Origin of the sequence: Deinococcus planocerae, from assembly GCF_002869765.1 — a bacterium.
In the GTDB taxonomy this organism is placed as follows: domain Bacteria; phylum Deinococcota; class Deinococci; order Deinococcales; family Deinococcaceae; genus Deinococcus; species Deinococcus planocerae.
In genome coordinates, this window is the sequence record NZ_PNOR01000063.1 from 1 (window position 1) to 12,637 (window position 12,637).

General features: G+C 67.5%; 16 protein-coding genes and 1 pseudogene. 8 read left to right on the forward strand and 9 right to left on the reverse strand.

Features of this window, described 5'->3' with window-relative positions:
• The 8 genes and pseudogenes from A7B18_RS22160 to A7B18_RS20285 all read right to left on the reverse strand — a co-directional run.
• Window positions 1-191 (reverse strand): transposase (locus tag A7B18_RS22160; RefSeq protein WP_146009591.1); only part of this gene is annotated, 191 nt, incomplete at its 3' end.
• 790 nt (window positions 192-981) lie between these two features.
• Window positions 982-1,308, reverse strand: a pseudogene (locus A7B18_RS22755) (transposase); the annotation flags it as partial.
• 79 nt (window positions 1,309-1,387) lie between these two features.
• Window positions 1,388-1,819, reverse strand: a complete 432-nt coding sequence (locus A7B18_RS20260; RefSeq protein ID WP_180970276.1) for a transposase — start codon at window positions 1,817-1,819, stop codon at window positions 1,388-1,390.
• Between the two features lie 41 nt (window positions 1,820-1,860).
• Entirely contained in the window at window positions 1,861-2,412 is a 552-nt protein-coding gene (locus tag A7B18_RS20265) for a hypothetical protein (RefSeq protein WP_146009628.1), read from the reverse strand.
• Between the two features lie 134 nt (window positions 2,413-2,546).
• Window positions 2,547-3,482 carry a tyrosine-type recombinase/integrase gene (locus A7B18_RS20270; protein WP_245872992.1) on the reverse strand — a complete coding sequence of 312 codons (936 nt, stop codon included), beginning with the start codon at window positions 3,480-3,482 and terminating at the stop codon, window positions 2,547-2,549.
• A gap of 98 nt (window positions 3,483-3,580) precedes the next feature.
• Entirely contained in the window at window positions 3,581-3,964 is a 384-nt protein-coding gene (locus A7B18_RS20275) for a hypothetical protein (RefSeq protein ID WP_102128487.1), read from the reverse strand.
• Window positions 3,965-4,399 carry a hypothetical protein gene (locus tag A7B18_RS20280; protein ID WP_102128488.1) on the reverse strand — a complete coding sequence of 145 codons (435 nt, stop codon included), beginning with the start codon at window positions 4,397-4,399 and terminating at the stop codon, window positions 3,965-3,967. It abuts the gene before it with no gap.
• Between the two features lie 65 nt (window positions 4,400-4,464).
• On the reverse strand, window positions 4,465-4,704 hold the full coding sequence (locus tag A7B18_RS20285) for a helix-turn-helix domain-containing protein (RefSeq protein ID WP_102128489.1): 240 nt from the start codon (window positions 4,702-4,704) through the stop codon (window positions 4,465-4,467).
• A gap of 85 nt (window positions 4,705-4,789) precedes the next feature.
• Here A7B18_RS20285 and A7B18_RS20290 point away from each other — a divergent pair, with 85 nt between their 5' ends.
• The 6 genes from A7B18_RS20290 (at window position 4,790) to A7B18_RS20315 (ending at window position 9,799) form a co-directional block, all read left to right on the forward strand.
• Window positions 4,790-5,392, forward strand: a complete 603-nt coding sequence (locus A7B18_RS20290; RefSeq protein WP_146009629.1) for a hypothetical protein — start codon at window positions 4,790-4,792, stop codon at window positions 5,390-5,392.
• Window positions 5,393-5,484: 92 nt separating this feature from the next.
• A complete protein-coding gene (locus A7B18_RS20295) occupies window positions 5,485-5,916 on the forward strand; it encodes an ASCH domain-containing protein (protein ID WP_102128491.1) in 432 nt (143 codons plus the stop codon).
• A gap of 64 nt (window positions 5,917-5,980) precedes the next feature.
• Window positions 5,981-6,619 (forward strand): hypothetical protein, encoded by a 639-nt coding sequence (locus A7B18_RS20300; RefSeq protein WP_102128492.1) that lies wholly within the window; start codon window positions 5,981-5,983, stop codon window positions 6,617-6,619.
• Window positions 6,616-8,010, forward strand: a complete 1,395-nt coding sequence (locus A7B18_RS20305; RefSeq protein WP_102128493.1) for a hypothetical protein — start codon at window positions 6,616-6,618, stop codon at window positions 8,008-8,010. The genes A7B18_RS20300 and A7B18_RS20305 overlap by 4 nt, the downstream gene beginning before the upstream one ends.
• Window positions 8,007-9,242 carry an XRE family transcriptional regulator gene (locus A7B18_RS20310; protein ID WP_102128494.1) on the forward strand — a complete coding sequence of 412 codons (1,236 nt, stop codon included), beginning with the start codon at window positions 8,007-8,009 and terminating at the stop codon, window positions 9,240-9,242. Before A7B18_RS20305 ends, A7B18_RS20310 begins: the two co-directional genes overlap by 4 nt.
• Window positions 9,239-9,799, forward strand: a complete 561-nt coding sequence (locus A7B18_RS20315) for a hypothetical protein (protein ID WP_102128495.1) — start codon at window positions 9,239-9,241, stop codon at window positions 9,797-9,799. The genes A7B18_RS20310 and A7B18_RS20315 overlap by 4 nt, the downstream gene beginning before the upstream one ends.
• Here A7B18_RS20315 and A7B18_RS20320 read toward each other — a convergent pair.
• Entirely contained in the window at window positions 9,780-10,277 is a 498-nt protein-coding gene (locus A7B18_RS20320) for a phospholipase D-like domain-containing protein (RefSeq protein ID WP_102128496.1), read from the reverse strand. The two genes, A7B18_RS20315 and A7B18_RS20320, sit on opposite strands and share 20 nt — an antisense overlap.
• Window positions 10,278-10,735: 458 nt before the next feature.
• Here A7B18_RS20320 and A7B18_RS20325 point away from each other — a divergent pair, with 458 nt between their 5' ends.
• The gene (locus tag A7B18_RS20325; protein WP_102128497.1) at window positions 10,736-11,461 is read left to right on the forward strand and encodes a bacteriorhodopsin; all 726 of its coding nucleotides are present in this window, start codon (window positions 10,736-10,738) and stop codon (window positions 11,459-11,461) included.
• Window positions 11,462-11,589: 128 nt separating this feature from the next.
• On the forward strand, window positions 11,590-12,444 hold the full coding sequence (locus tag A7B18_RS20330) for a universal stress protein (protein WP_102128498.1): 855 nt from the start codon (window positions 11,590-11,592) through the stop codon (window positions 12,442-12,444).
• Window positions 12,445-12,637: the final 193 nt, after the last annotated feature.

The window sequence follows — 12,637 nt, forward strand, 5'->3', positions numbered from 1 at the left end:
CGGTCATGGCAGGTATGCCATGACCCGTACCGCTCAGGAATGTCCCGCCAGGGTGCGCCGGTCTTCTGGCGCCAGATGATGCCGTTCAGGACGACGCGGTGGTCCTTGTAGGCGTGTCCTCGCTTGGGGTGTGGGGGCAGCAGTGGGCGAAGTTGAGCCCACTGCTGCTCGGTTAAATCTGTCCGTCCCATCCCCCCATCCTCCCAAATTCACCCAGACAGACCCTAGCAGCTCTGTACTGACGTACCCCGTGTCCACCAGATGCTCGCTGGGCGGCAGGTTCTTGAGCTTCAAAGCGGCGTGGATGGGCAGCATCGCGTCGATGTCGGCTTGGGGTGCGCGGGTCGTCCGGACATGGGTGATCAGGTATGGCGTGTCGTCGTCACAGCTCTCGGTGAGATGCACCTTGTAGCCGTGCCAACTCCGGGTGCCCTTGTTGCCATACCGAGCCTCGAAATCGTAGGGCGAGTTGAAGCTCTCGGACGCGGGCCCCAGTTCGTTCCCTTCTCGAAGCCGGACGTGGTCCCCCTGCCGCTCGAAGTGCCGTGCCCAGCCCGCTCGCAACGTCACGACGGCGGGTAAGTCTCGAAGAGTGGTATGCACGTTGTCCTGATCCAGCGGATCCAGCGCATCGAGCAAACGAAACCCGTCCTGCCCAGTCTGCACGATGAATCCAGCACGCTCGGTCTTCCCTCGGGGGAAGCGAAACTCCTCGGCACGCTTGCCATACCGCGTCGCCCATTCGGGCGACGCCCAGTGGCCGAGCCACGTCGGTGCCACAGTCGCTAAGCTGTTCAGGGCAGCGCGCAAGGTTTCGACCAACAGTTCATGTCGGGTCAGGACCCGCACACTGCTCAGGACATGCGTCGAGTCGGTACGCTGTCTCCCCCGGACCTTCAGCAGCCCCTGTTCCTTGAAGCGCGCCAGCATCGTGTCGAGCAACAGCAGTTGATGTTGGTCCTCGGTGAGCCGGGCTCGGAACTCCGAGAGCACGGTGTGATCGAAGCCGGGGTCGGTCAGTTCGAGCCCCAGAGCGTACTTCCAGTCCAGACGCCCTCGAACAGCGTCTGCCGCTTCACGGTCGCTGAGCCCTTCCAGAAACTGGAACACCGTGATCAGCGCGAGCCGCCAGGGAGACCAAGCGGGCTGCCCACGTTTTAGAAACAGGTGGGCGAGGTCGGCGTCCTGGTAGAGCGCACCACAGGCATCACGAAGCCGCATGATGGCGTTCCCTTTGGGGAACGCCGCACGGACAACACGGGCAGTATGTTCGGGAATCTCACCGAGGGGTTCAGGACGCAGGCTCATGGCCCAGTGTGCACCCCTGAATTCGCCACCAGTATCAAGATGCAGAGATTTTAGTAGATATTGTCTTTGCGGGCCGCGGTCAAGCGGCCTGTTTTGCAGGCTTAGCGTACGTCGGATCGTAGGGCCGCCCCAACTGCACCACCGCAAAGCCCACACACAGCAGCTTCCTGGCGAGCGCTGTCACTGCCACCTTGCCGGGCTTTCCCTGGTCGCGTAGTCGCTGATAGAACGCTTTTTCCTTGCTCTGGGTCCGGGTCGCCGCCACCGCCGCCAGGTAGACGACGCGGCGCAATCGAGGATTCCCGATCTTGGAAATCCGGCCCCGCTTGTTCATCGCTCCCGACTGGTGGGGTGCGGGCGATACGCCCGCGTACGCCGCCAGTTGGCGGCCCGTTTCCATCATGTTGAACGCCCCTGTCTCCACCAACACCGTCAACGACACCAGGAACCCGAAGCCCAGCAGGCTTTGCAGCAGCTCGACCTGGCGCCCAAGGTCGGGCGCGGTCTCCACCCGTGCTCGCAACTCGCGGTCTAGAGTCTCGATCTGCTCTGTTAGGAACCCCGGTCCCGGTAGTGGCTCTTGAGCCGCAGTTCATCCTCCGGCGTGAAGCGCCCGTTCGCGATCACCTGGGCAAGTCTGGTGCGTTCGGGCTCGCGGATGGCCTGTTGAATTGCCGGCCACAGGTCATGGATGAGTTTGAGCTGCTGGGAACTGGGAATGATGCTCGCGTAGGCGAGGTCCGGGCGGCGCTTGCGGTAGAGCACGCGAATCAGATGCAACTCGTGCGACTCAAAGGCATTGTCGTTGATCCGTTGCAGGTACCGCTGGCGATCGGGTGCCTTGCCGAGGGGCGCGAGGATGTGGTCAGGGTCGAGGAGGATGCCGTGCCGCTCGTGCGCTTCGAGGCTCACGCGGGCTGGGGGTCTGCTCTGCGGTGACGGGGGCGCCGCGAAAAGGGTGGCCGGAGTGGCCTGGGCCGGTGCCTGAGGCCGCTGGGCCTCCACGGCCCGCGCGTACGCGGCACGGGTGAGCTGCTCCGTCTCCCCGCTGAAGAGGTTGAACCGCAACCCGGCACCCACCAGGCCACGCCGCTCCTCAGGCACCCGGGCGAGGATGGCCTCCCGGAGGGGCAGCTAGGTCTGGCGGGTGGCCCGGGGCAATTGCCAGTCCACCTCCTCCCTGCGGAGGTGGAGGAGGGCCATCGGTAGTTGCCTTCCCTCTCGCGGTGGTCTGGCATTCACCAGCCGGAGAGCCGCCGCCTCAGTCCTTCCTCACTCCACTTGGCGTAGATACGTGCCGTCCCCAGCGCGGAGTGGCCCAGATGCCGGGCCACGTCGTCGAGGGCTGCACCCTCCCGCATCAGCCGCGTCCCGGCATAGTGCCGCAGGGCGTGGTGCCCCCGGTAGGGGACGCCTGCACGAACGCACAGGCGCTGGAGCCGCTCCACCGCTGCCGGGTAGCTGCCCCCGATCACAACTTCCCCACGAGGCAGGGCAGCCAGGGCGGCTCGGAGGCTCTGCCCGAGGACGACCTTGCGCCGCTTCCCCCCCTTGCCCGAGCGCACCACCAGTTCACGTGCGGCGAGGTTCACGTCTGCCCACTCCAGCGCCAAGGCTTCGCTGATCCTCAGCCCACCGTGGGCACACAGCAGCAGTAAGGCCCGCATTCGGGGGTCGGCTGCCTCCAGCAGCGCCCACACCTCCGCGTCGCTGTAGGGGGACCGCTTGTCCCACGCCGCCGTCTTGTCCCGCACCGGCCGCACATCTGAGAAAGGCGCGACCTGTGTCGCCTCCGCCCAACGTAGGGCCTTATTAAACAGCCTCACCCCTGCAAGCTGCACCCGGGTACTCGCTGGACTGAGCCCGGCGGCCTCGACGGTGCGGACGAAGCGCACCCCGTCCTCGCCCGTCATCCGCAACAGGTTCACCGCCTGATCTCCGCTGTACTTCAAAAACCGTCCCACTGCCCAGCGGTAGGCCTTCAAGGTCCGGGAACTCGTCGCCGTCCCGCTTGCCCCGTGCAGGGTGAGGTACGCCTCGGTCAGACTCCACAGCGCTTCCGCGTCCCGGTCCCTTACCGCCTCGACCGCCCGGCGTCTCCTCTTTTCGGGCAACAGGTCACCCCACCCCTTCGCTCGGTCGAGGGCCGACCCCCGGTACACCTCCAGCGTCATACCCCATAGATAACTCAACTTATCTGCACTAAGCTCTGAACAGTGAAGATCCTCGTACCAGACGCTATTTAAACTCCATCAGCACTCCTTGTAATGCCTCACTTCCCCGGATCCTGTGGCGCATTCAGCGAGGGCTCTGCTGTTTGCTCCTCCACACACCACCGGGTGAAGCGGTAGGCTGTCCCGTTCACCTTGAGCCGCGTCGTGTGCTCCCGGCGAATGGAGTCATGAATGGATAGCCCCACCTCGACGAACCCGTGAGATTGTAGCTTGAAGAGGGCACCCGTCAACAGGCCTTGGGGAATCTGCCGCAACGGACCTGCTCCGCCCATGACATTGGCCGAGTGGCTGCGTAGCCCCAGCAGGGCTTCCACATCCTGCACGGTGAGCCGCCCACCGAAGACTGAACCGACCTCCCCGTCGTCATCCTCGCCTCCCATCAAGCCGCCACCCAGGGGAGAAGCGACGACGGCCGAGAGCACCTACAGTTCGAAAGGCATCAGGTCCAGCAACGAGCGTGAGTAGTGCTGATACTCCTCGGAGCGACTCATCCTGGTCTCCGTAGCGATCACCGTCCTCGCCAGCCGAGCGTGATGGTGAAGCTTGGCCCGAATGGTCTCCGCCTCGACGCTCCGGATGATGCAGTCGAAGGTGTCGATGAGCGCGGGCATCTCCTCCATAACCTGACGAATCTTCCAGAGAGGAAGCGCGTTGTTCTGAACGGCGCGACCGACGAGTCTGAGGAACTCCAGGAGGCGTTCGGCCTCCAATGCCTCGCGGCCCCGAATGTCTGCGCCCTCGGCCTTCTTGCCCACAAGGTAGAGCGTGACGGCTGGGATGGCATCGACAAAGAGAGAGGCAGTCAGGCTCGCAGTCAGAGGGTCCAAGCCCCGACTGACCAGAACGTTCTTGAGCACTTCCCCGCTTGCACTGGCCAGCGCGTCGTGAGCCGCCGAGCCGAGGCAACCCCCCTCTCCATCCGTCAGGGAGACGACTTCAGGGAGTCAGGCGGCCCGAGCAGTTCACCTACATCCACCCCGAGCGCGTCCGCCAGCTTCTGCATGTGATCCAGCGTCACGTTCGCCTCGCCGCGCTCGATGGCCCCAATGTACGTGCGGTGAATTCCCGCCCGCTCTCCCAATTCCTCCTGCGAGACTCGCAGCGCCTTGCGCAACCGCCGGACGTGCGCGGCGAAGCGGAGGCGGGCGGCGCTGGCAGACACCCGGCCAGCCTGCGGCACCCCTGAAAGCCGGTCTACACTCTAAACCTAGCAACTCCGGGGGAAGAGGCCGTACACTGCGCGCACGATGAGGGTGCAACAGCGTGAATTCTGGGTTCCTCCCGGACCGGTGGCTCCCACTCCCGAACGCGAGGGGTTGGGATCGGTCCTGGTCCTTCCGGGCGTCTCGCAGCTTCTCCGACGCCAGCTCACCTCACCTGCCCGCGCTCGCGGCGGCCTGCTGTTCGGCTACCAGGACGTGGACACCCTGCACGTGTTCCTGGCGAGCACGGCCGGTTCACCGGGCTGGTACGACCGGACCAGACGCGAAGTGCTGGCGGTGGACCCCCGCTTCGCGCTGGGCTGGAGCGAGGCCCTCTTCGGGCTGTGGGGCGGCCGGGTGGACTGGGTGGGCAACTGGGTCGCTCATAAGGACGGGCAGATCCGCTCGGAGGAGCGGGATCACCGCTGGTTCCGCCGCGGCCAGAAGCTGGGGTTGTTCGACGACCGTGGCGTGCTCCTGATTCCCGGCTGGCACGAGGGCGTCTTCGAGTGCCGCGCGTACAGCCAGGACTCGGACGGCCAACCTGTCGAAGTCCCCTGCCGCGAGAGCACACGCTCCCTGGTGGAGACGGTCCAGCAGCTCACCGATCAGGCGTCAGGACCCGATGCAGAGCGGCCCCCACGCTAGACTGCTCTGCCTTGAACAGCCTCCATTCCCTCGCCGAACCCCGGTGTGACGCCCCGGCTCTGTCCCCCACCGCTGCCCTGACGGGGGAGAGGGTGACGCTTCCGCCGCGCCTCCTGGCCCTCACGCTGCAACAACCCTGGGCCGCCGCCGTCCGCGATCTCGACAAGTGCGTGGAGAACCGCGCCTGGCGTCCGCCCGCCCACGTGCTGGGGCAGTACATCGCCATCCACGCGGGGAAAACGTTCGACGAGCGCGGCGCGCAGTGGATCGCGGCCCACTTCGGCGCGTCCTACTCCCCCGGCAACACGGCAACGGGAGCCCTCGTGGCGCTCGCCCGCCTCAGCGAGGTGACCTCCTCACGTTCCGACCCCTGGTTCTTCGGCCCCTACGGCTGGGTCTTCGACAATGTCATCCCCCTGGAACCGGTGCTCTGCCGTGGTGCTCGGCACCTCTGGCGGGTTCCAGACGCCGCTTACGCGCAAGTCACCGAACAACTCTTGAAGAGAGTGTCAGCCCCCAAGTAGGGGGTGTCGCTCTATTTTGTGACATTGTCAGATTCATGGTGTATGCTGTCCCCAGGAGGGCAGCGTGCCGGATCTCGACAACGTGGGGTTCAAAGTTCAGGGGCAATGGAAAAAGGCCATGCGGGTCGCGGCCACCGAGCCCGCGGCGCTGGCCCAGCAGCTCTCGGCCATCCTGTCACGCTGCGCGACCCAGGCGGCCGGGGTCAGGGCGCTGCCTGCTCTGGCCGGACAACTGGCGGACATCGCCGCGCGCCCCTTTCACGAGCGGGAGGTTTGCCGGGTCGCCCTGCCACCCGAACACCTGCAAGAGGGGATGGTCGCCTGGCGGGCCGCGCAACAGGTTCTCACGGACCTGCGTGATCCCATGCTGGCCTGCGGGCCCGAGGACGTGACGCGCGCCCTCGCCCGGCGGTTTCTCGAGGAGGTGACCGAGGCCAACTTTCTCGGACGGCTGAGCGCCCGGGACCTCACCGCGCTGTACGGCAGCGAGGAGGGTGGACGGCAGGCCATCCTGGAGTGCCGCCGGGAGTTGCAGGACTACCTCGACGGCCTCTCGCAGGAATTCGCCGAGGGTTTCTGGGAGGCGCGCCTCACCCGGATCGCCGAACCCCAGGTGCAGAGGCGGGACACGGCCACGCTCCTGGACGAGGAGGTCGTCCTCGACCTGGACGCCTTTGGTGACCTCGGGGAGGACGAGCCGTGAGCCGCCGATCCGCCCAGCGCCGCTTCGACTTCGGCGAGCCCCTCGGACGCCGCCCGCGCGCCCGCCTGACCGCGCTGCGGGTCGAGGCGGAGGAACTGTGGGCCCTGCGACCGGACCTGCCCCGCGTGCTGGACGACCTCCTCGACGTGGCGATGGCGGTGTACGCGGCCGACCGGCTGCTGAGTCGGCCTCACCAGCACGGACACTTCGGCGCCCGGGTGCTGGAGCTCGTGGTGCCGGTCACCGAGGTGGAGCGCTGGCAGGCCCTGGAGGACGAACTCGCCGACTTCCTGGCCTGGCTGACGGGCGACGCCTGGCACTTGACTTTCGTGCCGGGCGCTCCGCGCGTCCGCGTGACGGGCGGTTTGTACCCCGCGCAGCACGACCGCCCGTTCGTGGGGCTGTACAGCGGCGGCCTCGACTCCCTGACGGGCGCGGTGATTCAGGCCCTCGACCCCAACTTCGACCGCGGCATCCTGGTGCGCGCCACCAGCCACCCGTCCCTGACGGCCAGGCAGCAGGAGCAATGGCGGGCGGTGAGAGCCGCCATGCCCGAGTTCGACTGGCACCGCGCGCTGACCTTCAGGCACCCGCTGAACAAACGCGCCCTCGGTGACTGGCACAGGCAGGAACAGGCGCAGGAGAAGAGCCAGCGTTCCCGCGCCTTCCTGTTCATGGCCTTCGGTGCCGCCACCGCGCACGCCTGCGGGGTGGACACCCTCCACGTGTACGAGAACGGCGTCGGGGCGATCAACCTCCCCCTCACGCCCGCCGCGAGCGGTGCGGACCAGACCCTCGCGATGCACCCCGAGACCCTCTTGCGTCTGAACGGCCTGCTGAGCACGCTTCTGGGGGTGAACTTCCGCGTCGTCAACGCCTCGTTGTGGCGCACCAAGGGGGAGATGTGCGCCCTGCTGGGCGAGCATGGCCTGGGGCACCTGGCGGAGCTGACGGTCTCGTGCGACAGCTACCCCCTGCGGGAGGCGCGCAAGCAGTGCGGCACCTGCACCTCCTGCCTGCTGCGCCGCGTGTCGCTGCTGGCGGGCGACCTCGCGGCCTTCGACCTGCCCGAACGCCACTACCGCCACGACATCCGGGCTCCGCACGCGGGCTTCCGGGAGTCGGACACGCTGCCCGCGGCCCTGATGGCCGACCAGGTGCGCCGCCTCTCGGGGGCCCTGAACGCTCCCGAACCCGCCCGGGCATTCCAGCGTGCCTTTCCGGACATCGAGCGCGCCCGGCACGCCATCGCGGCCTCGGAGCGCCTCACCCTCGCCGAGGTGGACGCGGGGCTGCTCTCCCTGTACGGGCGGTACGCCGGGGAGTGGGCGAACTTTCAGGCGACGTTCCACGACCCGGCGCGTGCCGCCGGAAGGGAAGCAACCTCATGACGGCCCCGAACTTCAGCCTGGACAACATGGATCTCACGGCGCTGGGCACGAGGTTGCAAAACGCCCGCAAGGCCGTCCGCCGCACCCAGCAGGACGCGGCCGACGCGCTGGGACTGGCCCGCACCACCCTCGTCGCCATCGAGAAGGGCCAGCGGCGTGTCACCCCCGAGGAACTCGTCGCGCTCGCGGACCTCTACGGGGCGAACCTGCACGACCTGCTGCGCCGACGCCCACCGGCGGGCGGGCTCGACGTGCAGTTCAAGGCGTACTTCAAGCAGCGTGGAACGGCCAACCCCGAGGAGGGCGACCGGCTCGAACAGGCGGCGGCGCTCCTGCAAGGGTACGCCGAGAACTACCTCGAGCTGGAGGAGATGCTCGAGACGCCCCTGCCCCGCAACTACCCCAGCGAGTACGACGTGCGCGGCATCGGGGCGGAGGCGGCGGCCGACGAGGTGGCCGAGGCCGAGCGGCGGCGCCTCGGGCTCGGGGACAGTCCCATCACCGACCTGCGGGGGGTGCTCGAAACCGAGGTGGGGCTGCGGATCTTCTACCTGGACCTCGACTCACGCGTGGCGGGCCTGTTCGGCTTCACCGAGGAACTCGGGGGCTGCATCGCCGTCAACGCCAAGCACCCGCCGGACCGCCAGCGCCTCTCGCTCGCGCACGAGTACGCGCACTTCCTCACCCGGCGTCAGCGCCCGGACGTGCAGGTGCTGCGCGCGGGCCGCCTGCCCGAGAGCGAGCGCTTCGCCGAGGCCTTCGCCCGAAGGTTGCTGCTGCCCTCCAGCGCGGTCCTTCGTCATTTGCGCAACCACATGCGGCACAGCGGCAAGCCCAAGATCGCGGACTTCGTGCACCTCGCGCGCTACTTCCACGTGTCCTTCGAGGCGTATGTACGCCGCCTGGAGGAACTCGGCGTGCTCGGCGCCGGCACCTTCGACCGGTTGAGGCTGGAAGGTTTCAAGGTGCGCGAGGCGCAGGAACTCGTGGGGGCTCAGGTGGATGAACTGCCGCCCGCGAAGTTCCCGCAGCGCTACACCCTCCTTGCCCTGGAGGCGCTCGAGCGGGGGCTCATCACGGAGGGGCGGGCGGCCCGTCTCCTGGAGGTGGACCGTCTGGAGGTGCGCGGGTTGCTGGAGCAGTTCAGCGGCCAGTCCAGCGTGAACGCCGAGGGTGAGGTCGGCTGGGTGCGCTGGCAGGTCGATGAGGACCTGGCCGTGAGGTCCAGGTGACCGGGGAGCCCGACTGGTATCTCGACGCCTGCGCCCTCATCAACCTGTACGCCTCGGGTCGCTTGCCAGATGTGGCGAGCGCGCTTGGAGTTCACTTTCACGTCGTGCCGAAGGTGTACCCGGAGGAGGCGGGGCACATCCTCTCCCCGCAGCCGGACGGGCGGCTGGAGCGGGAACGCATCGACCTCGCCCCCCTCATTGAGGCGGGCGTGATCCTGGAGGCCGGCGCTCCACGGGGTGCGGCCCTCGACGCGCTCGTGCGTTTCGCCGCGCGGGTCGACGACGGGGAGGCGATGACGATGGCCGTGGCCCTGAACGCCACGCCCCGCGCAGGCGTGGTGACAGACGACGCTGCGGCGCTCAGGCTTCTGGGGAGTGAGGCGGGTGCCACCTTCACGACGAGCCTCACCCTGCTGCGCCGCTGGAGCGAGGTCGGGGCGGTGGACGTGGCTGAGGTCGGGACTGCCCTGCGTAACGTGGAGGTGCGCGGGCGCTATCGCCCCGGCCCACGTCACCCGGAGTACGACTGGTGGTTCCTCAAACGTGGTTCGAATTGAGTGTCTTCCGCGGACATGAGCCATTTTCATGGAAGCCCGTTTGCATCTGTGCAACCGGCAGACTGGGATGAACCCAGCGGAGGTCTCCGTTGTAAGACGTGCTGTCGTGGATCAGTCGAAGGGGAAGCTCCACCGGCTTCCCGCCCATTCGCCCAACCACCCGTTCACCGTCCACGACCGACAGGGCCAGTTCGGAGGCCGTGCCCTTACTGCGACAACTCACGTTGGCCGAGCCGATGATTGCCAGGCAGGCGTCCACGATCATCAGCTTCGAGTGCAGGTTAATGACGGATTGCCGGGACGCCTGCCGCAGATGGATGGTGTGGACACTGGCGGGACCGCCCCCACGAATGTGCTCCAGGGTCCGGTGTCTCAGAGCGTTGTGAAAGGCCACCAGGCCGAACACCTCATGCACCCGCGCCCTCACCAGGATGACCTGCACGCCCCGCGCCGCCGCGTCACGCAGACGGTCCGTCAGGCTGCTGGGCTACACGAGCTGATCTTCGATGTAGATGTAGAGTTCAGCGCGCTCAATAACCATTCCCTCATGACTGCAAGCTGATTCTGAATGTTGAGACCCTCTCATAAAACTGTCAATTACAAGGAGTCCTCCTGTTGTACTGTCAGGGAGGCAAGTTCAGGGGCGCGGGTCGTCTCCTGGGGATTCAGCGCCCATACGCTGAGGTGGCGGAGTCTGTCGGTAGACTCCGCCCTTTTCTTTTGGAGGTGAAACAACCCTTGCCAGGAACTTCCGTTCAGGCCAAGCACGGTCTTTCTCCACCGCCCCCTCGACGCCTTTGGAGGTGAACATGTCGTTTTGGACCGAGGTTTTTGTTCTGGTGCAGCTTGCGCTGGCCTCACTGATTCTCTCGTCTTCGCTGGGCCGTCCTCGCGACACCCTGAGGCCCGTTCCCGTTCGGGAAGGAGTCGCTCCCCGTGGACCCCACGCTTGAGGTCTCGCTGCACTGGTTTTACGTGGCGTGCATGGCCGCCGGGGTGCTCTATTTCTGGTTCTTGAGCCGCGACCCCAGGGGCGTGCCCCGGTACGAGTACCTCACCGCGCTGATGATCGCCCTCGTCTCCGGGACCGTCTACCTGTCGGTGGCGCTGGGCTACGGCAAGACGGTGATCGGCGGCACCGAGGTGTACTACGCCCGCTACTTCGACTGGGTGATCACCACGCCGCTGCTGCTGCTCGCCCTCGCCTGGACGGCGATGCACCGGGCACCCAGGAAAGACAAGACCCTGATCGCCGCGCTGATGGGTACCGACGCCTTCATGATCCTGACGGGCCTGGTCGCCGACCTCACGACGGGACCGGCGCGCTACGTCTACTACAGCCTGGGGGTCGTGGCGTTCCTCGTGATCCTGGCGATGATCTGGGGGCCGCTGCGCCGCATCGCGCAGGAGGGCGGCGCCGACCTCGCGGGGGTCTTCCGCCGGGTGGCCGGGCTGCTGACCGTGCTGTGGATCCTGTACCCGACCTTCTGGATTCTGGGACCCTCGGGCATCAATGCGATCGGCCAGACGGCCTCCACGATGGGCTTCATCTTTACGCCGATCCTTTCCAAGGTCGTGTGGAGCATCGTGGACCTCCACAGCCTGCGCGCCCTGAAAGCCCGCGAGGAGTTCACGCGGGCGGTGCCTGCCCCCGGCGACTGACCAGAACAAACAACGCCGTACTACCGCGCGAGGAGACGGGAAGCCGTCTTCCTGGGGAAGTCGTGTGCCTTCGCGCCCGCCCCCATCCCTGTCCCGACTCCTCCACGCCGTGGAAAGGAGGCCTGTCCATGATCAAGAGAGTGCTCGTGCCCCTGGAGACCGTCGACGCGGCGCACCCCGCCTTGCGGGCAGCTCAGGCGAACTTTCCGGAAGCGAGGGTGTGCCCCCTGCACGTCCTGCCGGTCGGACCGACCGGAGCCGAGTTCGTCCTCGCCGCGGTCCCTGCCCGCGCCTACGAGGAGGCCCGGACGCGGCTCAATGCCCTGGGCGGCGGCGAACTCCTCTCGGGCGGCGACCCGGCGGGCGAGATCCTGCGCCGCGCCGGGAGCGGAATCATCGATCTTATCGTGATGGGCACAGGTGGCAAGCGCGGCCTGCCGCGTCTGCTGCTGGGCTCCGTGGCCGAACGGGTGGTGCGCGAGTCCCCGGTCCCGGTCCTGACCGTCCGCACCGGGGAGCCCGGCATGGGAGGGTCCTTTGCCGGGTTCCGCCGTCTGCTTGTCCTGACTGACTTCTCGCCCGCCGCGCACCGCGCCCACGACTTCGCGCGGGAGGCGTTCCCAGCGGCCCAGATGGAGGTGCTCCACGTGGTGTCCGCCGGGTCGCTTCAGACGCCCGTGCCCCTGACCCCGGCGGGGCGCGCGGTCAACGCCGCCGCCCTGGTGGCCCGCAACCAGGAGTGGAGGCGCGAGGCCCGGCACCGGCTGCGGGAGTTGGGCGGCGGCGAACTCGTGGAGGGCGATCCCGCCGACGTGGCGCTGGGCCGGGCCTGGAGTGGGAAGTACGACGCCCTCGTGCTGGGCACCGCTGCGAAGACCGGCCTCGAGCGCCTGCTGTTCGGCTCGGTCGCCGGGCGGGTCGTGCGCGAGTCGCCCATCCCCGTGCTGACGGCAGGCGAGCCTACCCTCCGGAGAACACCCTGACCTTCCTCATCGGCTCGGCCTCGCCCGCCGAGCGTTCCTCGAACCCCACCCCCGTTGTGCCGTGAACGGCACCCGAAGGAGAAGCGCATGACCCTGAACACCGACCGCCTGTCGCACCGCCTGTCCTGGCCCGGCATCTTCGCCGGGCTGGTGCTCGGCTTCGTCACCACCCTGACCATCCTCGCCCTGGGCT